Below are 26,200 nucleotides of genomic sequence, written 5' to 3' on the forward strand. Positions count from 1 at the left end.
TAAATACAGACGAGGTGGTGGAGGTTGTTCTTCTGCCACCTCGTTTGCATTGGAAAGGGCGGTAATATATGAATTCTATTTCTATTGATATTGAAACATTTAGTAGTGCCAACCTTCAAAAGTCTGGAGTTTACCGTTATGCAGAGAGTGATGATTTTGAAATTCTACTATTTGGTTATTCGGTGGATGGCGGTGAAGTACAGGTGGTTGACCTTGCCAGTGGGGAGGAAATCCCCGATGAAATTATAAACGCACTTATGGATGATTCCGTTACCAAGTGGGCTTTCAATGCAATGTTTGAGCGTGTATGTCTATCAAAATGGCTTAACCTTACTGAATATCTTAACCCCGCATCCTGGAAATGTTCCATGATATGGTCGGCATATATGGGATTACCTCTTTCTTTGGAGGGAGTCGGTGCAGTTCTAGGTTTGGAGAAACAAAAGCTAACAGAGGGTAAAGACCTCATCAAATATTTCTGTACACCTTGCTCCCCTACAAAGTCTAATGGTGGTCGAGTTCGTAATTTACCAGAACACGACATGGATAAATGGGAGCGGTTTAAAGTATATAACATTCGCGATGTGGAATCCGAGATGTCAATACAACAGAAATTATCCAAGTTTCAAGTACCAGAGAACATCTGGGAGGAATATCATCTCGACCAGGTAATCAATGATCGTGGCATTGCCATTGACATGACTTTCGTAAAACAGGCTGTAGAGATGGATGAACATTCTCGTGAAAAGCTAATGGCTACGATGCAAGATATAACTAATTTGGAGAATCCAAACTCTGTACAACAAATGAAAGACTGGCTTGCCGACAATGGGCTAGAAACAGATACCCTTGGTAAAAAAGCGGTTGCTGAGATGTTAAAGACGGCTCCTGAACCACTAGGCACTGTTTTGGAACTTCGCCAGCAGCTTGCAAAATCATCGGTGAAAAAATACACGGCAATGGAAAATGCGGTATGTAGTGACGGTCGTGCAAGAGGAATGTTTCAGTTTTACGGAGCCAACAGAACCGGCAGATTCTCTGGCAGGCTGATTCAGTTGCAAAATCTCCCCCAAAACCATATGCCCGATTTGGAACAGGCTCGTGCTTTAGTTCGAAGCGGAAACTTTGATGCTCTTACTTTACTCTATGATTCAATCCCAGAGGTACTGTCGGAACTTATCCGTACTGCTTTTATACCGCGAGAAGGTATGAAGTTCATTGTGGCAGATTTTTCAGCGATTGAGGCTCGCGTCATTGCTTGGCTTGCAAGTGAAAAATGGAGAATAGATGTATTCCAAAACGGCGGTGACATCTACTGTGCCAGTGCCTCTCAGATGTTTAATGTACCTGTTGAAAAGCATGGTGTGAACGGTCACCTTCGTCAGAAAGGGAAAATAGCCGAACTTGCCCTCGGTTATGGTGGATCTGTTGGAGCATTAAAATCAATGGGTGCTTTGGAGATGGGAATTGAAGAAGAGGAACTTCAGCCCCTTGTAACGGCTTGGAGACAATCCAATCCCAATATCACAAAACTTTGGTGGGATGTTGACCGTGCAGTAAAAACTTGTGTTAAGCAAAAAACTCCTACAGAGACACACGGCATTAAATTTATCTATCAAAGTGGAATGCTCTTTATTGTCCTCCCCTCTGGTAGACGGCTTGCCTATGTGAAACCTCGTATGGGAGAGAATATGTTTGGCGGTGAGTCGGTTACTTACGAAGGGGTCGGTGGGACGAAGAAATGGGAAAGAATCGATAGCTATGGACCCAAATTTGTAGAGAATATTGTTCAGGCAATCAGTCGTGACATTTTGTGTCATGCCATGCAGACATTAAAGAATTGTTCTATTGTGGCTCATGTACACGATGAAATTATCATCGAGGCAGATATGGGAATGTCACTTTCCGCTATCTGTGAACAGATGGCTAGGACACCAACATGGGCAAATGGTCTGTTACTTAGCGCTGATGGCTATGAGTGTCAGTTTTATCAAAAAGATTAAAATAAATTTTTTCAAAATCCTCAACAATCATTACCTCCTGTGGCTATTAGGTAGAGGAACTTTCCTCTGACTATATTGCAGGAGGTAATTCGTATGGACGAATTAGTAAAAATCAATTATGAAAATCAACGACCAACCGTACTCGGTCGTGATTTACATGAAGCCTTGGAAGTAAAGACCGCTTATAAAGATTGGTTTCCAAGAATGTGTGAGTACGGATTTGAGGAAGGGTCAGACTTTAGCTCATTTTTGAGCGAAAGTACTGGAGGCAGACCACGCATAGACCATCAGTTAACAATTGATATGGCAAAAGAGCTATGTATGATACAGCGTACTCCAAAAGGAAAACAATGCCGTCAATACTTTCTTGAAATAGAAAGACGATGGAATTCCCCTGAGGCGACCATGGCAAGGGCATTACAGTTTGCCAATCAACAACTAACTCAAGTAAGGAATCAAAATAAAGTGCTTGAAGGTACGGTTGCTGTTCAGAATCAGCAAATTGCAGAAATGAAACCGAAAGTCTCTTATTACGATGTAGTTTTAAATTGTAAAGACCTCATTTCCACCTCAGCAATTGCCAAAGATTACGGCAAGTCAGCTATTTGGATGAACCGCTATCTTAATAAAAAGGGCATCCAGTTTAAACAAGGCGGCATTTGGCTCTTATATCAGAAGTATGCGGAAAAAGGCTACACCAGTACTAAGACACATAGCTACCTTGGCAGTAACGGTGAACAGCATACAAAGGTCCATACATATTGGACTCAAAAAGGCAGACTCTTCATTTACGAACTGATGAAGGCGGACGGTATTTTGCCTCAGATAGAAATGGAGGGTGTGTAATGGGGATCAACAAATTTAACCATGAAGGATACCATGACCCAACTCCCCATGAAGCACTGACCAACATAATGAGAAAGGAAAAGGCAGAGAAAAAATCTGCCTTTAAGCCACTTGTATATATCTGTTCTCCCTATTCCGGTGATGTAGAAGGAAACATTAAAAAGGCTCGCAGTTTTTGCAGGTTTGCCTTAGACCAAAACTGTATCCCAATTGCTCCCCACCTTATGTTTCCGCAGTTTATGGATGATGAAAACCCAGAGGAACGAGAGCTTGCCATATTTATGGACATCGTTCTTATGGGCAAATGCTCTGAGGTGTGGGTGCTGGGCAATACCATCTCAAGCGGTATGGCAAGGGAGATTGAAGTAGCCAAGAAACGCAGACAAACGGTCAGGTATTTTAGTCCGGAGCATGAGGAGGTCGAAAGTTTATGAAAATTGCAGTGGGCAATAGTCGGATGGACAGGAAATGGAAAAACAAAGATATCTCCTGGGGGGATTTTTGCTCCCGTGTAAAGACAACACAACGTACTACAGAAACGGTAGAAGAATATCGGAAACTTAAAAAAGGCCAGCAAGATGATATCAAAGACGTGGGCGGCTTTGTCGGGGGACATTTAAAAGAAGGAAGGCGAAAGAAGGGCAATGTTCTGTGTCGTTCTTTGCTTACCCTTGATATGGATTACGGTAGACCGGATATCTGGGAACAAATCAGCATGCTTTTTGACTTCAAATGTTGCGTTTACTCCACTCATAAGCACACACCGGAAAATCCGAGACTCAGACTTATTGTTCCTCTTGCCCGCGAGGTCAGTGAAGAAGAATATGCAGCCGTTGGACGTATGGTGGCAAAAGAAATCGGTATTGACCTTTTTGATGATACGACATATGAAGCCCATCGCCTTATGTATTGGCCATCCACTTCCTCTAATGGTGAATTTGTCTACGAAGAGCAGGATGGAGCATTACTTGACCCGGATATTTATCTTGCAAAATATGAAAACTGGCGAGATACGTCAACTTGGCCAGTATCAAGCAGGCAGTCTGAGGTTATTAATCGCAGTCTTAAAGAACAAGCCGATCCGCTTTTAAAGGAAGGTGTGGTAGGAACTTTCTGTCGTGCCTATTCCGTTCGTGAAGCAATTGATAAATTTTTAGGTGCAGTTTATGCGCCATCTGCTATGGAAGGGCGTTATGACTATATTCCAGCTGATAGTAGTGCGGGTGTAATTATCTATGATGATAAATTCGCATACAGCCACCATGCCACCGACCCAGCAAGCGGCCTGCTCCTCAATGCTTTTGACCTCGTTCGTATTCATAAATTCGGCTCTTTAGATGATAGAGCTTCCACTACAACGGCTCCTAGTAGGATGCCGTCTTTTGTGGCAATGTGTGAGTTTGCTATAAAAGATGAAGCGGTGAAAGCTGAGTTTGCTAAGGAAAGGCAGGCCCAGGCTGAAGAGGAGTTTAGTGAAGAGGATTGGCAGACGGGATTGGAATTGGATAAGCAAGGTCGGATAAAAGACACTTTGGACAACATCGTCTTAATTATTCGACATGATAAGGAATTACAGCATATCGCTTTCAACTGCCACCGTGATGGTATTGATGCCAAAGGTGGTCTGCCTTGGGAACAGATTAAATGTGGTTGGAATGATTCGGACAATGCACTGCTGAAGGTGTACTTAAGCAGCAAATACGGAGTCTATTCTCCTACCAAGACCAAGGATGCTGTGTTGGCGGTAGCGTCAGAACGAGCCTACCATCCTGTTAAGGAGTATCTTGACTCCCTGCCAAAATGGGATGGTATTTGTCGTGTGGAAAATCTACTTATTGATTATTTCGGTGCAACAGAAAATTCCTATACAAAGGCAATTATTCGCAAAACGATGGTTGCGGCGGTAGCCCGTATTTATAGACCAGGCACAAAGTTTGATAGTGTTCTTATCTTAAACGGTCCTCAAGGCATCGGTAAGTCAACTTTCTTTGCCAAACTTGCAGGGGATTGGTTTTCAGACAGTTTAACTCTCACGGACATGAAAGATAAATCTGGGGCTGAAAAACTTCAGGGATATTGGTTGTTGGAACTCGGTGAGCTTGCTGGGATGCGTAAGACGGATGTGGAGATTGTGAAGTCCTTTATTTCTAGGGCGGATGATAAGTACCGTGCCAGTTATGGGGTCAACGTGGAAAGCCATCCCCGTCAATGCGTGATTGTAGGTTCTACCAATGCGGAAAGCGGTTTTCTTCGTGATATTACGGGCAACCGCAGATTTTGGCCAGTCCGCATTAGTGGTAACAGTAGAAAGAAAGCTTGGCAGATGACTAAAGAAGAAGTACAGCAGATTTGGGCAGAGGCACTAGTATTATATGAGAAGGGCGAAAAACTCTACCTTGAAGGTGATGATGTAACCATGGCAACCAGTGAACAGGCAGATGCTATGGAAACAGATGAACGAGAAGGACTGGTTCGTACTTACTTGGATACGCTCTTGCCGGATGATTGGGACACGATGTCTTTGTACGAGCGTAGAAATTTCCTCGGCGGTAGCGAATTTGGTGGCGGCACCCGTGTTGGAACAGTAAAAAGGACTCTTGTCTGCAATATGGAGATTTGGTGTGAATGTTTCGGTAAAGAGGCATCAATGCTAAAGCCTTCAGATTCCTATGCCATCGGTGCCATTATGAGAAAGATCAGTGAGTGGAACAAGTACACTGGGAACAAGAATGGTGTTGTGACGTTTCCTGTCTACGGAAAGCAACGAGCTTATTCCCGAGTCGAGGAACAAAACTAAGTTGTACCTTACCTTGTTCCCATACTGGTTCTTTCCCTAAAGCTAGTAACGATAAGGAAAATCAACGGTTCGGAACAAGTGGAACAAGAAGTATCCTATTTATTTATAAATAGTAAAAAGAAGTAATAGTAGCCTGTGCATACACGCATACGCGCGCGTATAGGAAAAATGGGTCAAAGTTGTTTTCTTGTTCCGAGCCTTTTATATGGGAGGTATTTATGCTTGAAAAATATATCGAAAAGAAACTGGTGGCTGAGGTAAAAAAGATGGAAGGCATTGCGGCGAAGTTTGTTAGCCCAGGTTTAGATGGGATGCCAGACCGCATAGTGCTTTTACCACATGGGAAGATGGCTTTTGTAGAATTAAAGGCTTCCGGAAAGAAACCTCGTCCGTTACAGAATAGAAGAATAAAGCAATTACAGAAGTTAGGCTTTACTTGTTATGTCATTGATGATGTTAAGCAGATTGGAGTGATACTGGGTGAAATACAATCCTCATAAATATCAGACTTATGCAACGAACTTCATACTTGAGCATCCCATCGCTGCGGTGTTTTTAGAAATGGGTCTTGGCAAAAGTGTCATTACTCTAACGGCTATATTTGACCTATGTCTTGATCGTTTTGAAATTGGAAAGGTTCTGGTCATTGCTCCACTTCGGGTGGCGAGGGATACTTGGCCAGCTGAGATAAATAAGTGGGAGCATTTAAAAGGACTGGAGTTTTCGGTAGCCATCGGAACAGAACAGGAGCGGTTGGCAGCTCTTAGGAAACCTGCAAGTGTCTATCTTATAAACAGAGAAAATGTTGACTGGTTAGTAAATAAAAGTGGCATCCCTTTTGATTATGACATGGTGGTCATCGATGAACTATCATCCTTTAAGTCCTATGGTGCCAAAAGATTTAAAAGTCTACTAAAAGTCAGACCAAGGGCAAAACGGATTGTGGGTCTTACGGGTACACCATCGAGTAATGGATTAATGGATTTGTGGGCAGAGTTTCGTATTCTTGACATGGGTAAAAGACTCGGCAGGTACATAACTCACTACCGCAATTCCTTCTTTACACCAGATAAACGTAATCAGCAAATCGTATTTTCATATAAACCATTGCCAGGTGCTGAAGATGCCATATATCAGCTCATTTCGGATATTACCATTTCCATGGAGTCGGTGGATTTTCTCAAAATGCCAGAGTGCATGATCAATGAAGTGCCTGTGTATCTAAATGACAAAGAACAATCCGTATATGATCGCTTTCGTGAAGAGATGGTTCTTGAATTTGCTGATGAAGAAATAGATGCCATGAATGCAGCAGTCCTTTCAGGAAAACTTCTGCAAATGGCAAACGGTGCGATCTATGATGATGATAAAAACACTCATATTATCCACGACCGCAAGTTAGATGCTCTTGAGGATTTAATTGAAGGTGCTAACGGAAAACCTGTGCTTATTGCCTATTGGTATAATCACGATTTAGAGCGTATTAAGGCAAAATTCAATGTCAGAGAAATTAAAACTTCCAAGGATATCAAGGATTGGAACAACGGCGATATTTCTGTAGCGGTTATTCATCCTGCATCAGCGGGACACGGTCTCAACTTACAAAGTGGAGGTTCAACGCTTATCTGGTTTGGACTTACTTGGAGTCTAGAACTCTATCAGCAAACAAATGCGAGACTTTGGAGACAAGGTCAAAATGAGACAGTGGTTATTCATCACATTATTACTAAAGGCACGATTGATGAAGATGTTATGAATGCCTTGAGACGAAAGGAAAAGACACAATCCGATCTTATTAATGCGGTCAAAGCAAATCTTGGGAAAGCGAGGGATGCTGTATGATGGATGCATTTGAAAAACTGGCAAATGCCATTATTCTACAGGCAGTCAAGGATTATCGTTTTGCACTGAAAAGACTAGCAAAACACCCTCGCAATGATTCTGCTTTATATACGAAACGTGAGGTGGAGTGCTTCTTTCATTCTGAATTGTTCAATGTCCTTACCTCTCTAAACCCTGACATGTTAATCCAACAGCTACAAGAGGAGGTGGTGCGATGATGACAGCTAAGGAATTCTTAAAACAGGCCTATCGTCTGAATGAATTGATTAATTCCGACCTTGAAGAGTTACAAAACTTAAGGGAACTATCAAGAAGTGTTTCATCCCCCGTTCTTGAGGAAAAAGTCAGTCGAACCAAGTGTACTGACCCACCCTTTGAAAAGTATGTGATTAGAATAGTAGATTTGGAGCAACAGATACAACAAGAGGTTGAACGGCTAGTAAAGCTTAAATCAGATATCCGTGAAGCAATTAACCAGATGGAAAACGTAGATGAGAAGCTGATTCTTCGCTACCGATACATTAACTTTCTTAACTGGGAAGAAATCTGTGTTAACCTTAATGTTTCTATGAGAACCGTGCATAGACTCCATTCATCCGCTTTGCAACATTTAAAGGTTCCAAAATAAAAGTTGGCACACTGTGGCACAGTTTGGCATACGTTGACACTGTTTGTCCGTAGTGAAAGTTATATAATGGTAGTATGGAATATTAGAAAAAACAGAAGCCTTCACGGGAGCATCTCTCCTGCGAGGGCTTTTTCTATGGGCAAAAGGAGGTGCAGTATGCCAAAAAAACCTAAGCGTCCATGCTCTTATCCTGGTTGTCCAGAGCTGACTGACAGACGTTTTTGTGAAGAACATGCTAAAAAGGAAGCCGCACGGTATGAAAAGTACGACCGTGACCCAGCAACCCGTAAGCGTTATGGTCGTGCTTGGAAAAGGATACGTGACAGCTACATTGCAGCTCATCCTCTTTGTGAGGAATGTAAACGACAAGGAAAGCTGACCCCAGCAAATGAAGTCCATCACATTCTTCCTCTTGCAAGAGGAGGGACTCACGATAGAAGTAATCTGATGGCTCTTTGTACTCCTTGCCACTCTGCTATCACAGCAAGAGATGGAGACCGTTGGGGAACCCGGTAGGGGGAGTCAAATCTCCACAGCTTTTCATTTGTGTAACGGGCGTGGGGCAACGCGTGAAAATTCGCGGTTTCAAACAGGGTAATAGGCGCCCATCGATGAAAAGAGGTGAGTGAATGGCCAAAGACGGAACAAATCGTGGAGGTGCCCGTATAGGCTCCGGTCAAAAGAAGAAACCGCTTGCTGACAAAATTGCAGAGGGAAATCCCGGTAAGAGAAAAATTGAAGTCGTTGAGTTCCAAAATACCGCTGACCTGAAGGGGCAAGAAATGCCAAAGCCAATGGCCATGCTCTCCGCAGTGCAAAAGGATGGGAAAACCCTAGTAGCAAGTGAAATCTATGAAATTACATGGAAATGGCTTGAGGAACGTGGCTGTGCCCATTTGGTACTTCCACAGCTTCTAGAGCGATATGCCATGAGTGCGGCCAGATGGATACAGTGTGAGGAAGCAGTAACTGAGTTTGGCTTTCTAGCCAAGCACCCAACCACCGGCAATGCTATTCAAAGTCCCTATGTAACGATGAGTCAGAACTTTATGAGTCAGACAAATAGGCTATGGATGGAGATATATCAAATCGTTCGAGAGAATTGTGCTACAGAGTATTCAGGTTTAAATCCACAGGACGACGTGATGGAGCGACTGCTATCTGCCCGCAGAGGAAAATAAAGATGAGGAGATATGATGTAATGAGTAAAAAATACTTAACAGCAGAAAGTGTATGCGCCGGGCATCCTGACAAACTATGTGACATCATTGCAGATAGCATTTTGGAAGCTTGCCTACGTAAAGATAGGGCATCAAGGGTGGCTTGCGAGGTTATGGCGACTAAAGGAAAAATTATCGTGGCGGGCGAGATCTCCTGCAGCGAGAAAATCGACATCCAATACATTGTTAGGAATGTACTAAAAGAGATTGGATATAACCCTTTAAAATTTTTGATTTATGTGTATGTACATAATCAAAGTGTAGATATTGCAGCTGGTGTGAATACCGCACTGGAAGCACGAAATGGAATAAACGAACAGTACGGTTCCATAGGTGCTGGAGACCAGGGAACAATGTATGGCTTTGCTACAAAGGAAACAAGAGAAATGCTCCCCCTACCCCTTGTACTATCTCACAGAATCGTAAAGAGACTGGATGATTGTCGCAAAGGAAAATTAATAAAAGGTATTCTTCCCGATGGTAAAGCACAGGTAACGGTGGAATATGATGATGACACTCCAGTGAGAATAAAGACAATCGTAATTTCGGTACAGCATGATAAGAATAAAACACAGGAAGAACTTAAGGCAGACATCCTTAACAATGTCTTATGGCAGTGTTTTGAGGACTTCCCTTTTGATGATGAAACAGAAATTCTCATCAATCCCTCTGGTCAGTTTGTTCTTGGCGGTCCCGCTGCTGATACGGGTTTGACCGGTAGAAAAATCATGGTCGATACCTACGGAGGGCTTACATCTCATGGAGGTGGTGCTCTTTGTGGTAAAGACCCAACCAAAGTTGACCGAAGCGGTGCTTACATGGCTCGCTATATTGCCAAGCATATCGTTTGGTGTGGTTATGCAAAGAAATGTGAAGTGAGTATTTCCTATGCCATTGGTAAGGCAAATCCAGTAGCTTTTACTGTAAATACCCTTGGTACTGGCACTGTTTCTGATGAAATATTAACTCTTGCTGCCCAGGAGACTTTCAACTTAAGACCCGCGGCCATCATTGAAAAGCTACGTCTTAGAAATGTCATTTACTCTGACACCGCGGCTTATGGCCATTTTAATAGTTGTTTGTTCCCATGGGAGGATGTAAATAAATATAGTGAATTTAGAAAGGCGGTGGAAAAGTATGTTGATAGAGAGGATTAAAACGAAACTACTCATCCCCGCTGACTATAACCCAAGGAAGGATTTAAAACCAGGTGATCCAGAATATGAGAAGCTTAAACGCTCTCTTGAGGAGTTTGGATATGTAGAACCCGTTATATGGAATAAGATCACAGGCAAAGTTATCGGAGGTCATCAGCGTTTGAAAGTCCTGCTTAGTATGGGCATGGATGAAATAGAATGTGTAGTAGTTGAAATGGACGAGCAAAAGGAAAAGGCTCTGAATATTGCACTAAATAAAATAAGTGGCGATTGGGATAAAGATAAACTGGCACTTCTCATCACAGACCTAGATGCTTCTGATTTTGATGTTTCTCTTACAGGGTTTGACCCAGGGGAGTTGGAGGATCTTTTCAAAGATTCCCTTAAGGATAATATAAAAGAAGATGATTTCGATGTGGACAGCGAGCTGAAAAAGCCCGCTGTTTCGCATTTAGGGGATGTTTGGATACTTGGACAACATCGATTAGTCTGCGGAGACAGTACAAAGAAAGACACCTTTAATGTCTTAATGGATGGGAAAGCTGCCAATCTGGTAGTCACGGACCCTCCATATAACGTTAACTATGAAGGCGCTGCTGGAAAAATCAAAAATGACAATATGGCGAATGAAGCGTTCTATGATTTTCTGCTTGCGGCATTTCAAAACACCGAAGCAGCGATGGCAAAGGACGCATCTATTTATGTATTTCATGCTGATACGGAAGGACTCAATTTTAGAAGAGCATTCTCCGATGCAGGATTTTATCTTTCTGGTACTTGTATATGGAAAAAGCAGTCCCTTGTTCTCGGTCGCTCCCCATATCAATGGCAGCATGAACCAGTTCTTTTCGGTTGGAAAAAGAAAGGCAAGCATCTTTGGTATTCAGACCGTAAGCAGACTACCATCTGGGAGTTTGAGAAACCAAAGAAGAACGGCGACCACCCAACCATGAAGCCAGTGGCGCTTGTGGCATATCCCATTATGAACTCAAGCCTTAGTAACTGTATTGTGCTTGATCCCTTTGGGGGTTCAGGAAGTACACTGATTGCCTGTGAGCAAACAGATAGAATCTGCTACACCATTGAACTGGATGAAAAGTACTGCGATGTTATTGTGAAAAGATATATTGAGCAAGTGGGAAACTCTGATGGTGTATTTCTATTAAGAGATGGCTTGAAATTCAGATATTGTGACCTGCCAGAGGTGAATGAGGATGAGTAAATTGACACTTGGTTCCCTCTTTGATGGCAGTGGTGGTTTTCCTTTGGGTGGTTTGCTTTGTGGCATCGAACCTTTATGGGCATCTGAAATTGAGCCGTTTCCTATACGGGTTACGACTAAACGTATCCCTCAGATGAAGCATTATGGAGATATAAACAAATTAAATGGTGCGGAGCTTCCGCCTGTAGATATCATAACCTTTGGCTCTCCATGCACGGATATGAGTGTGGCAGGTAAAAGAGCTGGTTTGGACGGAGAGCAATCCGTCCTTTTTTATGAAGCAATCCGAATTATTAAGGAAATGAGGTGTAAGACCAATGGACAATATCCAAGGTACGCAGTCTGGGAAAATGTCCCCGGTGCATTCTCGTCGAATAAAGGAGAAGACTTCAAAGCAGTCCTCGAAACGGTCATCAGTGTCAAAGAGCCGAACACCTCGATGCCTTTACCTGAAAAAGGACGATGGCCATACGCTGACATCTATATGGGAGACGGATGGAGTGTGGCTTACCGAACTATCGATGCGCAATATTTCGGAGTCCCCCAACGTCGTCGTAGAATCTACCTTGTCGCAGATTTTGCAGACAGATGTGCCGGAGAAATACTATTTGAGTCCGAAGGCATGCCAAGGAATTTTACGCCGAGCGGCAGCCCGTGGCAAAGAACTGCCGACAATGCTAAAAACTGCACTGGAAAAACAGGCGATAGCATAACTTGCCTAAATGACCAAGGTGGAAGAGTGATGTCTGTTTCGAAGGATATTACTGCAACACTTCGTGCAGAGGAACATGGACATCAGCCTTGTGTAATGCAGTCAAGCGGTTTTTGCACCGAACACAGTGCCAAGAGCAGAAGTGTAGGATATGAGGAAGAACGTTCCCCTACACTTAGAGCAGGTGTTGTCCCAGGTGCAGTCATGTCCTTTGAACCGGGGGCTGCTTCTCGAGTTGGTGGCCATACTGACGAAAACTTAAGTGGATCACTTCGTGCAAACATGGGAGATAATCAAACAGCTGTTGTAATAGAAAACCATCCAACCGATAGCCGTGTGAAACTCTCGGAGGATAATAAAGTACAGACGCTAACCTCTCGGATGGGAACTGGTGGTGGGAATGTACCCCTTGTTATGAACACTCCTAAAACTTTAAAAATCCGCTCCGGCTGTGAAGGCGGTGGCAAGGGTGCATTGATACAGGATGACAAGTCTGCAACTCTTGGATGCAATAATGATCAGACCATTTTTGTGCCCACCGCATATGGCATCTGTTCTGATAAAAGCAATTCCATGCAGTCTAGCAATCCGCATAGCGGTATATATGAAGCTGATACTTCTCGGACCATTGATGCCAATGGGGGAAATCCGGGATGTAATCAAGGTGGTATTGCAGTAGTTGCTCTGCAAGGCTCGATGATTGGAAGAGAGGATAAAAACGGTCCCCAAGGAAGCGGTATAGATGAAGATGTTTCTTTTACGCTTAATACCGCTGATCGTCATGCTGTTGCCTATGCCATGACTACCGGAGCCTATGCACAGGTTGAAGAAGATAAAGCACCTACTCTATTGTCGAGAGATTATAAGGATGCTCCTGTTGTGACTCAGCCTTCTTACGGTATTGATCGGGCGGCTTTTAATCAAGGACAGAACGCTCTTTATAAACCGACTATAGATGAAGAACAGCAACCTACGCTTACAGCAAAAGGTCCTGGAGCAGTGGCACAACCAGCATCATTTTATCCTCAGATGAAAGCTGAAAGTCAATGCTACAGACAGGACGGTACATCAAATACGATTATCAATGGCACCAATCCAGGCTATCAAAATGGATTGGTTGAACCGGACTATATTGTTCGAAGGCTTACACCAACGGAATGTGCAAGATTGCAAGGCTTCCCCGATGATTGGTGTGATGACCTTGGTACGGAAAATCCTACAGAAGATGAAATTTCATTCTGGACGGAGGTTTGGGAAACCCACCGCAAAATTATAGGTAAAAGTAAAAAGCCAAAAACAAGAAATCAGATTATAAAATGGCTTAACAATCCTCATTCTGATTCAGCTGAATACAAAATGTGGGGTAATGGTGTAGCACTTCCATGCGTTTGTTTTGTGCTGACTGGCATTGTGTTATCTACACAAAATACCGCCGATTAATGGAATCCTATTTTCTACAGAAAGATGCTCTAAATGACTTGATAATAACAGCTTTTAGAGTGATATATGTACGTACCGAAAGTAGAAAGGCGGTATGAAAATGCAGATTAACTATAATGTTACAGGACCAAAAAGAAAAGCACTGGTTAACGCAATCAGCCAAGAACTAAATGCCCCTGTAAAATATCTCGGAGCACCTACATTTGCATATGAGGTGGCAGACTACAATGTTAACAAAAACGGAGTTCTAAGTGGACCAGACAATAAGGAACTGGTCGATGATCTATTGAGATTTCACGATCTCAAAGCAATTTCAGAAGAATTTGACACACCACTTCCGAAAGCAGAAGTAAATGAAAGGGAAGAATCTATCAATCTGATAATTCAAATGCCACGGGCGGATTTTACCGACACGGCAATCGAGAACCTAAAAGGATTAGTAGAAAGTAAAGCTACTCTTATAAAGAAAGCACTTGATACGGACTCCATTCCCATCATTGAAGATGAGGAATATGTTACCTTCCCTTGGTTTCAAGGTAAGTGCGCCTCAGAGGAGGTTAAGGCATACACCCATTTTGTCACGGCACTTTGCGAAATGGCGAAAAAACAGACCCGTGTCAATTCCACCGAGAAATCAGTAGAGAATGAAAAGTACGCTTTCCGTTGCTTCCTACTAAGGCTCGGCTTTATCGGACCAGAATATAAGATGGGACGAAAGATTCTCCTCTCGAAGCTTTCAGGTAGCTCCGCTTTCAAAAGCGGAACGTTCAAGCAGGAGGTGAGTGAACAATGAATATCATTCACCCTGAAATGTTAAAGCAACTAAGAAGCTATTACACTCCAGGAACTCGTGTCATGCTACTTAAAATGAACGACCCTTATACCAAACTTCAAACTGGATCTAAAGGTACGGTTACTAGTGTTGACGACATAGGAACGATTCATGTCAGTTGGGATTCCGGTGGCTCTCTTGGAGTGGCCTTTGGTGAGGATTTATGCAAGAAAATCGAAGAGTAAAACATACACAATTTAAGCCAAATGTGGCAGTAAATATGTAGATTTATATTGTAGTATTGTTTTCGAAGGAGTCAACTAATGAATGAAATAATCAAGGAACAAATCCTTTCCATCCGAGAAAGTGGAGTCACAAATATGTTTGATGTGAACCGAGTCCAGTATGAAGCAAATGAACGAGGGTTTTATGAATTGGTAGTTTATATAATAGACCATAAAACGGAATATGCTCATTTCATACTGACGGGGGAAGTGGATGAAAATAAGTAAATAAAATTAAACTAGGATAAGAAGTAGGGCTTCATCTATAGGATTGAGGCTCTTTTCTTTTGTCCTTTTTCATAAAGGGGCGGTGTTTATGCGGAAACTGAAGAAATATAAGCCGACCGCCTTTATAGCTGATGGTTCATATTACGATGAGGATGCTGCTGATTACGCTGTAGCTTTTATCGAAGCACTCTCCCATACGAAAGGTTTATGGGCAGGTAAGCCTTTTGAACTTATCGATTGGCAGGAGCAAATAATCCGTGATTTATTCGGAATTTTAAAGCCAGATGGATATCGGCAGTTTAACACTGCTTATGTAGAGATACCTAAAAAGATGGGAAAAAGCGAGCTTGCCGCAGCAATTGCGCTTCTCCTCACTTGCGGTGATGGTGAAGAACGGGCAGAGGTGTACGGTTGTGCCGCTGACCGCCAGCAGGCATCAATTGTATTTGAAGTAGCAGCCGATATGGTGCGAATGTGTCCAGCGCTGAATAAACGAGTAAAGTTGCTTGCTTCAACTAAACGATTGGTGTACCTGCCGACCAACAGCTTCTATCAGGTATTGTCGGCTGAAGCCTACTCCAAACACGGCTTCAATATACATGGTGTTGTTTTTGATGAACTTCATACTCAGCCAAATCGGAAACTATTTGATGTTATGACGAAAGGATCTGGGGATGCAAGGACCCAACCGCTGTATTTTCTTATCACCACTGCGGGGACGGATACTCAGAGTATCTGCTACGAAACACACCAAAAAGCGGTTGATATTATTGAGGGCAGAAAATACGATCCTACCTTTTATCCCGTAATCTATGGTGCCAAAGAAGAGGATGATTGGACAGATCCAAAAGTGTGGAAGAAAGCAAATCCAAGCTTGGGAATTACGGTGGGGATTGACAAGGTAAGGGCTGCTTGTGAAAGTGCAAAGCAGAACCCAGCTGAGGAAAATAGCTTCCGGCAATTGCGCTTGAATCAATGGGTTAAACAGTCTGTCCGTTGGATGCCAATGGCAAAATGGGATGCCTGTGCATTTCCAGTTATTCCAGAAAGTCTTGAAGGGCGGGTATGTTATGGAGGTCTTGACCTATCTTCTACAACAGACATTACAGCCTTTGTGCTGGTGTTTCCACCGGAGGATGAAACAGATAAATACGTTGTTCTTCCGTATTTTTGGATGCCAGAGGACAACATTGACCTCCGAGTCCGAAGAGACCATGTGCAATACGATCTTTGGGAGAAGCAAGGGTATATTCTAACTACAGAAGGCAATGTAGTACATTACGGCTACATTGAGCGGTTTATTGAGGAACTTGGAGAAAAGTATAACATTCGAGAAATTGCTTTTGACCGTTGGGGAGCTGTTCAAATGGTTCAGAACCTTGAAGGATTAGGCTTTACTGTCGTTCCTTTCGGTCAAGGCTTTAAAGATATGTCACCACCAACCAAAGAACTGATGAAATTGACATTAGAAGAAAGAATAGCACACGGTGGGCATCCAGTACTTCGTTGGATGATGGACAACATCTTTATAAAAACTGATCCGGCGGGCAACGTGAAGCCGGATAAAGAAAAAAGTACAGAAAAAATAGATGGCGCGGTGGCAACTATCATGGCACTTGATCGTGCTATTCGTTGTGGCTCAGGTAATAGTGGAGATTCGGTGTATGACGAGCGAGGTTTGATTGTCTTTTAAACCTTAATGGTTAGCACAATGTTTATATTCGGAGGTGATGCCTATGAATCTAATAAAAGGACTGTTTCGTTCAAGAGACAAACCGCAAAATCGTGTGGGTAGTGCGTTCTCCTTCCTGTTTGGCGGTACGTCATCTGGCAAAATGGTTAATGAACGTACTGCAATGCAGGCAACAGCAGTGTATGCCTGCGTAAGGATATTAGCTGAAGCGATTGCCGGACTGCCACTTCATGTATATAGATATCGTTCTGATGGAGGTAAAGAAAGGATTCCTTTCCACCCGCTGTATTACCTTCTTCATGATGAACCAAATCCAGAGATGACTTCATTCGTGTTTCGAGAAACACTGATGAGTCATCTTTTACTTTGGGGAAATGCCTATGCACAGGTGGTCAGAAACGGTCGTGGGCAGGCAGTTGCACTTTATCCCCTACTTCCTAACAAGATGGAAGTTAGTCGAGCAACAAACGGAGAGCTGGTCTATACCTACTATCGTGATACTGATGAAAGTGGCCTAAACCCAAAAGGTGGCTATGTCACACTCCGTAAAGATGAAGTTCTACACATACCTGGCTTAGGTTTTGATGGACTCATTGGCTATAGCCCAATCGCTATGGCGAAAAATGCAATCGGTATGTCACTTGCTACTGAAGAGTACGGTGCGGCATTCTTTGCCAATGGTGCTAATCCCGGAGGTGTGCTGGAACACCCAGGAGTAATCAAAGATATACAGAGGGTCAAGGATAGTTGGAATAGTGCCTACCAAGGCACAGGCAATGCTCACAAAATTGCTGTGTTGGAAGAGGGCATGAAGTTCCAAGCCATTGGTATCCCGCCTGAACAGGCACAATTCCTAGAAACACGGAAATTCCAAATTAATGAGATTGCGAGGATTTTCCGAGTACCGCCCCATATGGTGGGAGATTTAGAGAAATCCAGTTTCTCCAATATTGAGCAGCAGTCTTTGGAGTTTGTAAAATACACCCTCGATCCTTGGGTGGTGCGATGGGAACAAAGTCTCCAGCAATCGCTTATTTTGCCTTCTGAGAAAACTTCACTGTTTATCAAGTTCAATTTGGACGGTCTGCTTCGTGGTGATTACCAAAGTCGTATGAATGGCTACGCTACAGGTCGTCAAAATGGCTGGATGTCAGCCAACGATATCCGTGAACTGGAGGACATGAACAGAATACCGGCTGAGGAAGGCGGCGATTTATATCTGGTTAACGGAAATATGACAAAACTGGCTGACGCAGGTGCGTTTGCCAAAACCGAAGGAGGTCAGTAAATGAGGAAGTTTTGGAACTGGGTGCGAGATTCTGATGAAGAACGTACCCTCTATTTAAATGGAGTGATATCCGAAGAAACGTGGTGGGGCGATGAGGTCACACCTAAGATTTTTAAAGATGAATTGCTGGCAGGCACCGGCGATATTACGGTGTGGATTAATTCCCCTGGTGGTGATGTGTTCGCAGCAGCCCAGATTTATAACATGCTGATGGAGTATACCGGAAAAGTCAATGTAAAGATTGATGGGCTTGCGGCAAGTGCGGCATCCGTTATTGCAATGGCTGGTGGAGATGTATATATGTCCCCTGTTTCCATGCTGATGATCCATAACCCATCAACGATTGCTATCGGTGACAGTGAGGAAATGCTGCGAGCAAAGGCTCTATTAGATGAGGTCAAGGAAAGTATTATTAATGCCTATGAGTTAAAGACGGGCCTTTCTCGAACAAAACTCTCTCATCTGATGGATGCAGAATCATGGATGAATGCAAATAAAGCCATTGAACTTGGTTTTGCAGACAAGATCATGTTCATGGAAAGTGAAACACCGGATTTGACGGATAGTCTTATCTTTAGCAGGATGGCGGTTACTAACTCGCTTATCAGCAAACTGCCAAAACAACCAAAACAGAAAACAGGTACACCCATTGAGTCGCTGGATAAGCGACTTTCTTTAATTTCGCACTAATTTTAAGGAGGAAATAACAATGAGTAAAATTCTTGAATTGCGTGAGAAACGCGCTAAAGCATGGGACGCAGCAAAGGCATTCCTTGATTCAAAACGTGGCGGTGATGGACTGTTATCCGCTGAGGACACGACCACCTATGAAAAAATGGAAGCCGATGTGGTGGCTCTTGGTAAGGAAATTGAACGTTTAGAACGCCAAGCATCTATCGACTTGGAACTGTCGAAAGCAACCAGTAACCCAATTACCAACGAACCTACTAGAACTGGAGAGGAAAAGACCGGTCGTGCAAGTGCTGAATACAAAAAAGCTTTCTGGAATGCGATGCGTGACAATGTTAGCTATGAAGTAAGAAACGCTCTAAAGATTGGCACTGATTCTGAAGGCGGATTCCTTGTACCAGATGAGTTTGAACGTACTCTAGTAGAAGCTCTTGAGGAAGAAAATATTTTCCGTAGATTGGCTAATGTAATCACTACATCTTCTGGTGACCGTAAGATTCCTGTTGTTGCAAGCAAAGGTACAGCAAGCTGGATAGATGAAGAAGGAGCTATCCCAGAAAGTGATGACAGCTTCGGTCAAGTATCCATCGGGGCCTATAAACTAGCGACAATGATTAAAGTCTCTGAGGAGCTACTAAACGATTCCGTGTTTAATCTCGAAAGCTACATCACAAGAGAATTTGCCCGTCGCATTGGGAACAAGGAGGAGGAAGCCTTCTTTGTAGGTGATGGCACAGGTAAACCAACAGGGATTTTAAATGCCACAGGCGGCGGTCAAGTTGGGGTTACTGCGGCAAGTGCCACTGCCATTACTTTGGATGAGGTTTTAGATTTATTCTACAGCTTGAAAGCACCTTATCGTAATAAGGCAGTATTCGTAATGAATGATGCCACTATAAAAGCTATCCGTAAATTAAAAGACGGTAATGGCCAGTACCTATGGCAACCTTCCATCCAAGCGGGAACACCTGATACGATTCTTAACCGTCCGCTGTACACCTCATCCTATGTACCTACTATTGAAGCAGGTGCAAAGACTATGGTATTCGGTGATTTTAGTTATTACTGGGTGGCAGACTGTCAAGGACGCGTATTCAAACGATTAAATGAACTCTATGCTGTTACAGGTCAAGTAGGATTTATTGCGACTCAGCGAGTTGATGGAAAGCTTATCTTACCGGAGGCCGTTAAGGTACTCCAACAGAAAGCCTAACGGAGGTGCTTTATGAGTTATAACACGAAGAATTATACCGAACAAGGCGGAGAAAAAACTGTCATCGGAGGTGTTTTAGAAATTAAAGAAGGGGCCTCGGTTATGGGGCTTCCTGTTGCTGAAAACCAGGCAGACAGCACCGCCACCGATGTTGCTGGTCTAGTTACGGACTTTAATGCCCTGCTTGCCAAACTAAAAGCAGCTGGGCTTATGGAGGCTGACTAAGGTGGAATGTAAAGGAGGTTGGTGGTATGGCAGTGGCAGATAATCTCTTGCCTAAAGTTAAAGCGAACTTAATTTTAGCACATGATCAGGATGATGCCCTCCTTATTGGATTTATCACTGCTGCAGTCTCCTATGCACAGAGCTATCAGCACGTTCCTGAAAACTATTATGAAACACATGCTATGCCTCCAACAACAGAACAAGCAGTGATCATGTTGTCGAGTCATTTCTATGAAAGTAGAGATGGCTCGACGGCAGGTTTCTTTGCTGATAGCGTACAGGCGGGACAACAAGTATGGAATACAGTGAACTTGCTTTTACGACTTGATCGAGAGTGGGGTGTTTAGTGTGAGCTTTGGGAAGATGAACACCTTTATCGATATCATTTGCACGATACCCACAAAGGATAAGGAAGGCTTCGCCACAAAAGATGACAACATACTCGCAAGTGTACTTGCTTACAAGGAAGATCGGCATGGCAGTGAGCGATGGACGAATATGGCATCATTTTCATCTGCAACTTCCCTATTCAGGTTTAGAAAAATCTTCGGACTTAAGGTGACCAATGAAATGGTTATCGTCTGCGATGATGGCAGATATCAAATTTTAAGTGTTGAGGATGTAAGAAACCGAGGGATGTATGTCGAGGTTTTAGCCGAAAAGCTAGAACCAACTGTGAGGTGATGGATATGGCAAAAGCGAATATAAAGATGCCAGAAGAATTCCTTTTAAAGGTATCCCTATTAGCTGACCAGACCGATGTGATTCTTCCTAAGGTTTTGGAAGTTGGCGGTGAAGTGGTGCTGGATAAAGTCAAGGGAAATCTAAGTAAGGTGGTAGGCAAGGGCACGAAATATCCATCCAAAAGCACTGGCGAGTTGCTATCTTCATTAGGACTCTCGAGTGCAAAGCAGGATAGAAATGGTAACTTCAATGTAAAAGTTGGCTTTGCTGAGCCGCGATCTGATGGTGAGAGCAATGCTAAACTTGCCAGCATCATTGAATATGGCAAACATGGTCAGCCTGCAAAACCCTTCCTAAAGCCTGCGAGGAATTCATCTAGGAAACCTTGCATCAACGCAATGGTCGCCAAGCTGGAGGAGGAGATCGAGAAGATATGAATATTTTAGAGGAATTGAATACCCTTGTTTCCACTATACCGCTCCCCGTGGAAACTGGGGTTTTTTCAGGTTTGGCACCAGATGAGTATGTCGTGATTCTCCCTCTTTCGGATATTTTTGAAGTTCATGCGGATAACCGTCCAGGCTTTGATGTGCAGGAAGCGAGGATATCACTGTTCTCAAAAAATAACTACCTAGAGCAGAAAAGACAGCTCACAACTGCTTTAATAAATGCAGATTTTACTTTGACCGAACGAAGATATATCGGTCACGAGGATGATACTGGATATCATCATTATGCCATCGATGTGGCAAAAAACTATAGATTGGAGGAATAACACATGGCAACGATCGGTCTTGATAGACTGTACTATTCAAAAATAACCGAGGACACTAACGGTGAGGAAACTTATGCCCAACCTTCTGTACTTGCAAAAGCCATCACTGCTGAACTCTCGGTAGAACTGGTGGAAGCAATTCTGTATGCTGACGACGGAGCGGCTGAGGTTGTGAAAGATTTTAACAGTGGTACTCTCACTCTCGGTGTAGACGACATTGGTCCGACAGTCGCAGCGGATTTAACTGGTGCTTCTACAGATGATAACGGAGTATTAATCTCAGCCAGTGAAAACGTGGGTACACCCGTTGCAGTTGGGTTTCGTGCGCAAAGGGCTAATGGAACATACCGCTATTTTTGGTTGTATCGCGTTAAGTTTGGACTACCAGCAACCAACTTGCAGACAAAGGCTGATTCCATTACCTTTTCTACACCCACCATTGAGGGAACCGTTATGCGTAGAAATAAGCTGGATGGATTGGGCAAGCACCCATGGAAAGCGGAAGTTACAGAAGGTGATCCTGGTGTTTCATCGACCACCATAACAGGTTGGTTCACAGAGGTCTATGAACCTGTATATACACCTGAACCATAGGAGGGGAAATCATGGATAATGATAGAAGTGCCTCAATCAACATAGGTGACAAAGAGTATGAACTGGTTTTAACTACACGTGCAACAAAGGCCATTGCGGGTCGTTACGGTGGTCTTGAAAACCTTGGAGAAAAGCTGATGAAATCAGAAAACTTCGAGATGGCACTGGACGAGATTGTTTGGCTAATTACATTGCTTGCAAACCAGTCCATTTTGATTCGTAATCTTAAGAATAAGAACGCACCAGAAGAATTGCTTACAGAGGAAGAAGTGGAGCTTCTTACTTCACCGCTTGACTTAGCGGCATATAAAACTGCAATTACCGAGGCAATGTTCAAAGGTACAAAGAGAAATGTGGAAAGTGAGGAGGAAACTCCAAAAAACGTGGAAGTCGGGTAACGGACGCTGAGGTCTTTACCCGGCTTCTTTATTATGGAACAGTCCAGATGGGCATGGAGGCAGAGGAATTCTGGCTTCTGCCAATTGGACTGTTTTTTGATTTATGGGCTTGCCATAAGCAGTGGCATGGCATTGAAAAGCCAAAGAAAACTCAGACCATTGACGATATTATCCCACTAGGCATATAGGAGGAGGTGAAGGGATGGCGGATAATTTTGGATTAAAAATAGGTGTCGAGGGTGAGCGAGAATTTAAGAAGGCACTCTCCGAAATCAATCAATCATTTAAGGTACTAGGTAGTGAAATGGCCCTTGTAACCAGTCAATTTGATAAAAACGATAAATCCATTCAATCGATCACGGCTCGAAATGCCGTTTTAAATAAAGAAATTGACGCACAGAAAGAAAAGATTTCTACCCTTAAGGCTGCCCTTGATAATGCCTCCTCCTCTTTCGGTGAAAATGACCGTCGTACCCAAAACTGGCAGATACAATTAAACAGGGCTCAGGCAGAACTGAACCTTATGGAACGTGAACTTGAGGAGTCTACAATTGAAGCGGATAATCTCGGTGAAGAGTTAGAGGATTCCGGTAAAAGTGCAGAGGATGCTGGTGGCAGGTTTGAAAAGCTTGGCGGTGTACTCAAGGGAATTGGTGTGGCGATGGGTGCGGTTGCCGTTGCCGCTGGAGCCGCGGCTATTAAGTTAGGTAAAGAGGTAGTTACTCAGTTTGGAGAATTAGAACAAAACCTAGGTGGATCGGAGGCGGTTTTTGGAGCATATGCTGCATCGATTCAGAAAACTGGTGAGGAAGCCTATAAAAATCTAGGTGTTTCCCAAAGTGAGTACCTTGCAACTGCTAACAAAATGGGCGCGTTATTCCAAGGTTCTGGTATACAGCAAAAGAGAAGTCTTGAGCTAACTGAAAAGGCCATGCAACGTGCGGCAGACATGGCATCTGTTATGGGTATTGATATGTCCTCGGCATTGGAGGCAGTCACTGGGGCGGCAAAGGGTAACTTTGATATGATGGATAACTTAGGTGTTGCGATGAACGCTACAAACATCGAAGCCTATGCTCTCGCAAAGGGTCTGGATTTCACTTGGAATACTGCAACACAAGCGGAAAAAGCCGAAGTAGCAATGCAAATGTTCTTTGAGAACACAGAGCAGTATGCAGGTAACTTTGCAAAAGAATCAACCGAGACAATCTCCGGTTCTATTGGGTTACTACAGGCCGCACTTGGTTCATTTACAGCTGGACTCGGTAATGCCAATGCTGATATGACGAATCTGACTGAGAATCTTGTTGATGCTTTCGAGGCGGTTGTCACTAATATTGTACCGGTTTTAGAAAATATCGTAGCCGCCTTGCCAACAGCGACAGGCGCAATATTAGCGGCGGTTGCAGACTTGCTACCAATGCTTCTTGAATTGGTTACAAATATATTCGCGCAAGTACTGGAAACAATTTTGAGCCTTTTACCCGAACTTATTCCAGCGACGGTAAGTGCTCTAATGACGATTGTCGGTGCATTAATTGATAACCTTCCACTGCTAATAAATGCAGCAATTGAATTAGTAACAGCACTTGTGGAGGGAATCGGCATAGCGTTACCACAACTCATCCCTGCGGCAGTTTCTGCAGTTATGCAGATTGTCCAAGGATTGATGGATAACCTACCACTCATTTTGGATGCCGCTTTGCAGTTGATTATAGGGTTAGCACAGGGATTGGTAGAGGCAATACCTCAGCTTACTTCTGCCTTACCGGTCATCATCAAAGCAATAGTGGATTTTATCATTGCATCTATTCCACAGATTATTGATGCGGGTATTCAATTATTGACCTCACTGGTCACAGCTTTGCCTACCATTATTACAGCAGTTGTGGAAGCAATTCCGCAAATTATCGATAGTATCATCAGTGCTGTTATTGGGTCGATTCCTTTGATTATTGATGCAGGTATCCGGCTTCTAATATCACTCATACAGGCATTGCCACAGATTATTACTACTGTTGTAGGTGCTATTCCCAAGATTGTTAGCTCGCTGGTCAATGCCATTATTGGTAACATCGATAAGATTATCTTAGCGGGTGTACAACTGTTTGTGGCACTGATTGCAAATCTGCCAAGGATAATCGTGGAGGTCGTAAAAGCCGTACCGCAGATTATCTCTGGACTGGTTAGGGCCTTTACTGGCTATATCGGTCAAATGGCACAAGTGGGCGGCAATTTGATTAAAGGGCTGTGGAAGGGTATATCAGACGCAGGTGCATGGTTATGGGGTAAAATATCCGGGTTTTTCGGAAATGTTGTATCGAGGATAAAAGACTTTTTCGGTATCCGCTCCCCTTCAACTCTATTTGCTGGAATTGGCCACAACATGGGTGAAGGTATCGGTGTAGGTTTTGAGGATGCAATGACAGCAGTTTCAAGGGATATGCAAAATGCAGTACCAACCAGCTTTGATTTTAATTACAGAGGTGTATCTGGACAAGGTAATGCCACGGGTTCAAGTATCACTCAAAATATTTCAGTTGTGACACCTAAAGCTCTATCAGAAAAAGAATTAGCACGGGAGTTTAAGAACCTATCCCGTAAACTGGCACTTGAATTGTAAAGGAGGTACGGAAATGGAGCTAACATACACCAATAGAGATGGAGAGAGTATTACGCTTAAGCAAAGCCGACCGTACTTTCTTACGAAGGTAGACGGTACTGGAAATATTCGTCAAACCGTCAACACTTTCAAGGCGCCGGATCAGGATGGCGCTTTTTATATTTCCTCCACACTAGATATGAGAAACATAACGATTGAAGGTACGGTTGTTGCTGATACTCCCAATGAAGCCTATAAAAGGAGGCAACGATTCCTTCAAATATTCAACCCAAAGCTACTAGGGACCCTTCAATACCGTGACCGACAGATATCCTGTGTGGTGGAGGAGGCAGGTTTTAGTGTTTCTAATCGGCAACGAATACCAAACTTCTTTGTCAGTCTACTCTGCCCATCCCCTTTCTTCGAGACATTAAATGAGGTGCGAGAGGAACTGGCATCATGGATACCGCTATTTGAGTTTGAATTAGAAATCCCAATGAGCGGGATGGAGTTCGGAATGCGTCAACCTAGCCAAATCATTACGGTGGAAAATATCGGGGATGTATCTTGTGGATGTGAGATTGTATTCCGAGCCTTAGGTACTGTGTCGAACCCTGAACTTTTAAATATAGACACGGGAGAATATATCCGACTTCTCACTACAATGAGCGCTGGGGATGAACTTCGTGTATATACCCACTTCGCTGGTAAGCGTGTGGTCCAGATTGATGGGTCAACGATTACAAATGCATTTTCACTGTTGGATACCAATTCGGTGTTTTTTCAACTCGCGGCAGGTCTTAATACACTACGATACGATGCTTCAGTCAATATGGAACTGTTAGAGGTTAGTATTTACTTTCGTCCGCAGTTTCTGGGGGTGTAAA

The 26,200-nt window shown here is 43.4% G+C and carries 29 protein-coding genes; all 29 read left to right on the plus strand.

Annotated elements, in window-relative coordinates; translation table 11 throughout:
• Window positions 1-68: 68 nt before the first annotated feature.
• Entirely contained in the window at window positions 69-2,003 is a 1,935-nt protein-coding gene (locus HHU08_RS04430) for a DNA polymerase (RefSeq protein WP_169187893.1), read from the plus strand.
• Window positions 2,004-2,096: 93 nt separating this feature from the next.
• Window positions 2,097-2,849, plus strand: coding sequence for a phage antirepressor KilAC domain-containing protein (locus HHU08_RS04435; RefSeq protein ID WP_169187894.1), 753 nt, complete (start codon window positions 2,097-2,099; stop codon window positions 2,847-2,849).
• On the plus strand, window positions 2,849-3,283 hold the full coding sequence (locus HHU08_RS04440; RefSeq protein WP_055742211.1) for a DUF7768 domain-containing protein: 435 nt from the start codon (window positions 2,849-2,851) through the stop codon (window positions 3,281-3,283). The genes HHU08_RS04435 and HHU08_RS04440 overlap by 1 nt, the downstream gene beginning before the upstream one ends.
• Complete coding sequence (locus HHU08_RS04445) at window positions 3,280-5,646, plus strand: virulence-associated E family protein (RefSeq protein WP_169187895.1); 2,367 nt, start codon at window positions 3,280-3,282, stop codon at window positions 5,644-5,646. Before HHU08_RS04440 ends, HHU08_RS04445 begins: the two co-directional genes overlap by 4 nt.
• Before the next feature lie 218 nt (window positions 5,647-5,864).
• Window positions 5,865-6,146, plus strand: coding sequence for a VRR-NUC domain-containing protein (locus HHU08_RS04450; protein ID WP_124218378.1), 282 nt, complete (start codon window positions 5,865-5,867; stop codon window positions 6,144-6,146).
• Entirely contained in the window at window positions 6,127-7,488 is a 1,362-nt protein-coding gene (locus HHU08_RS04455; protein WP_144515340.1) for an SNF2-related protein, read from the plus strand. Before HHU08_RS04450 ends, HHU08_RS04455 begins: the two co-directional genes overlap by 20 nt.
• Window positions 7,485-7,706, plus strand: a complete 222-nt coding sequence (locus HHU08_RS04460; protein WP_264371224.1) for a hypothetical protein — start codon at window positions 7,485-7,487, stop codon at window positions 7,704-7,706. Before HHU08_RS04455 ends, HHU08_RS04460 begins: the two co-directional genes overlap by 4 nt.
• Window positions 7,703-8,116 (plus strand): DUF1492 domain-containing protein, encoded by a 414-nt coding sequence (locus HHU08_RS04465; RefSeq protein WP_000987998.1) that lies wholly within the window; start codon window positions 7,703-7,705, stop codon window positions 8,114-8,116. The genes HHU08_RS04460 and HHU08_RS04465 overlap by 4 nt, the downstream gene beginning before the upstream one ends.
• A 135-nt stretch (window positions 8,117-8,251) precedes the next feature.
• The gene (locus tag HHU08_RS04470; protein ID WP_456238311.1) at window positions 8,252-8,632 is read left to right on the plus strand and encodes an HNH endonuclease; all 381 of its coding nucleotides are present in this window, start codon (window positions 8,252-8,254) and stop codon (window positions 8,630-8,632) included.
• Window positions 8,633-8,898: 266 nt separating this feature from the next.
• Window positions 8,899-9,297, plus strand: a complete 399-nt coding sequence (locus HHU08_RS04475) for a P27 family phage terminase small subunit (protein WP_456238312.1) — start codon at window positions 8,899-8,901, stop codon at window positions 9,295-9,297.
• 20 nt (window positions 9,298-9,317) lie between these two features.
• A complete protein-coding gene (metK, locus tag HHU08_RS04480) occupies window positions 9,318-10,493 on the plus strand; it encodes a methionine adenosyltransferase (RefSeq protein ID WP_169187896.1) in 1,176 nt (391 codons plus the stop codon).
• Window positions 10,474-11,715 carry a site-specific DNA-methyltransferase gene (locus tag HHU08_RS04485; RefSeq protein ID WP_169187897.1) on the plus strand — a complete coding sequence of 414 codons (1,242 nt, stop codon included), beginning with the start codon at window positions 10,474-10,476 and terminating at the stop codon, window positions 11,713-11,715. Before metK ends, HHU08_RS04485 begins: the two co-directional genes overlap by 20 nt.
• Entirely contained in the window at window positions 11,708-13,867 is a 2,160-nt protein-coding gene (locus HHU08_RS04490) for a DNA cytosine methyltransferase (RefSeq protein ID WP_169187898.1), read from the plus strand. Before HHU08_RS04485 ends, HHU08_RS04490 begins: the two co-directional genes overlap by 8 nt.
• A 100-nt stretch (window positions 13,868-13,967) precedes the next feature.
• Window positions 13,968-14,660: a hypothetical protein gene (locus HHU08_RS04495; protein WP_055742202.1), complete on the plus strand. Its 693-nt coding sequence runs from the start codon at window positions 13,968-13,970 to the stop codon at window positions 14,658-14,660.
• Window positions 14,657-14,884, plus strand: coding sequence for a DUF4314 domain-containing protein (locus HHU08_RS04500; RefSeq protein ID WP_028988120.1), 228 nt, complete (start codon window positions 14,657-14,659; stop codon window positions 14,882-14,884). Before HHU08_RS04495 ends, HHU08_RS04500 begins: the two co-directional genes overlap by 4 nt.
• Window positions 14,885-14,962: 78 nt before the next feature.
• Window positions 14,963-15,151 carry a DUF5049 domain-containing protein gene (locus HHU08_RS04505; RefSeq protein ID WP_028988119.1) on the plus strand — a complete coding sequence of 63 codons (189 nt, stop codon included), beginning with the start codon at window positions 14,963-14,965 and terminating at the stop codon, window positions 15,149-15,151.
• A gap of 88 nt (window positions 15,152-15,239) precedes the next feature.
• Complete coding sequence (locus HHU08_RS04510) at window positions 15,240-16,844, plus strand: terminase large subunit (protein ID WP_039236532.1); 1,605 nt, start codon at window positions 15,240-15,242, stop codon at window positions 16,842-16,844.
• A gap of 43 nt (window positions 16,845-16,887) precedes the next feature.
• Complete coding sequence (locus tag HHU08_RS04515; protein WP_001048933.1) at window positions 16,888-18,132, plus strand: phage portal protein; 1,245 nt, start codon at window positions 16,888-16,890, stop codon at window positions 18,130-18,132.
• Window positions 18,133-18,822, plus strand: coding sequence for a head maturation protease, ClpP-related (locus tag HHU08_RS04520; protein WP_124763834.1), 690 nt, complete (start codon window positions 18,133-18,135; stop codon window positions 18,820-18,822). It abuts the gene before it with no gap.
• Window positions 18,823-18,841: 19 nt separating this feature from the next.
• Window positions 18,842-20,035 carry a phage major capsid protein gene (locus HHU08_RS04525; protein ID WP_169187899.1) on the plus strand — a complete coding sequence of 398 codons (1,194 nt, stop codon included), beginning with the start codon at window positions 18,842-18,844 and terminating at the stop codon, window positions 20,033-20,035.
• Window positions 20,036-20,047: 12 nt separating this feature from the next.
• Window positions 20,048-20,260 (plus strand): head fiber protein, encoded by a 213-nt coding sequence (locus tag HHU08_RS04530; RefSeq protein ID WP_000121277.1) that lies wholly within the window; start codon window positions 20,048-20,050, stop codon window positions 20,258-20,260.
• Window positions 20,261-20,286: 26 nt separating this feature from the next.
• Window positions 20,287-20,607 (plus strand): head-tail connector protein, encoded by a 321-nt coding sequence (locus tag HHU08_RS04535; RefSeq protein ID WP_000257312.1) that lies wholly within the window; start codon window positions 20,287-20,289, stop codon window positions 20,605-20,607.
• Between the two features lies 1 nt (window position 20,608).
• On the plus strand, window positions 20,609-20,944 hold the full coding sequence (locus HHU08_RS04540) for a head-tail adaptor protein (RefSeq protein ID WP_019155112.1): 336 nt from the start codon (window positions 20,609-20,611) through the stop codon (window positions 20,942-20,944).
• Between the two features lie 5 nt (window positions 20,945-20,949).
• Window positions 20,950-21,381, plus strand: coding sequence for an HK97-gp10 family putative phage morphogenesis protein (locus HHU08_RS04545; RefSeq protein WP_169187900.1), 432 nt, complete (start codon window positions 20,950-20,952; stop codon window positions 21,379-21,381).
• Entirely contained in the window at window positions 21,378-21,719 is a 342-nt protein-coding gene (locus HHU08_RS04550; RefSeq protein ID WP_169187901.1) for a hypothetical protein, read from the plus strand. Before HHU08_RS04545 ends, HHU08_RS04550 begins: the two co-directional genes overlap by 4 nt.
• A 3-nt stretch (window positions 21,720-21,722) precedes the next feature.
• Window positions 21,723-22,313: a major tail protein gene (locus HHU08_RS04555; RefSeq protein WP_035197483.1), complete on the plus strand. Its 591-nt coding sequence runs from the start codon at window positions 21,723-21,725 to the stop codon at window positions 22,311-22,313.
• Between the two features lie 11 nt (window positions 22,314-22,324).
• The gene (locus tag HHU08_RS04560) at window positions 22,325-22,711 is read left to right on the plus strand and encodes a hypothetical protein (protein ID WP_019155108.1); all 387 of its coding nucleotides are present in this window, start codon (window positions 22,325-22,327) and stop codon (window positions 22,709-22,711) included.
• Window positions 22,712-22,913: 202 nt separating this feature from the next.
• Window positions 22,914-25,334 carry a phage tail protein gene (locus tag HHU08_RS04565; RefSeq protein ID WP_169187902.1) on the plus strand — a complete coding sequence of 807 codons (2,421 nt, stop codon included), beginning with the start codon at window positions 22,914-22,916 and terminating at the stop codon, window positions 25,332-25,334.
• Window positions 25,335-25,347: 13 nt separating this feature from the next.
• The gene (locus HHU08_RS04570; RefSeq protein ID WP_169187903.1) at window positions 25,348-26,199 is read left to right on the plus strand and encodes a phage tail family protein; all 852 of its coding nucleotides are present in this window, start codon (window positions 25,348-25,350) and stop codon (window positions 26,197-26,199) included.
• Window position 26,200: the final 1 nt, after the last annotated feature.

Origin of the sequence: Niallia alba, assembly GCF_012933555.1 — a bacterium.
Taxonomy (GTDB): domain Bacteria; phylum Bacillota; class Bacilli; order Bacillales; family Cytobacillaceae; genus Niallia; species Niallia alba.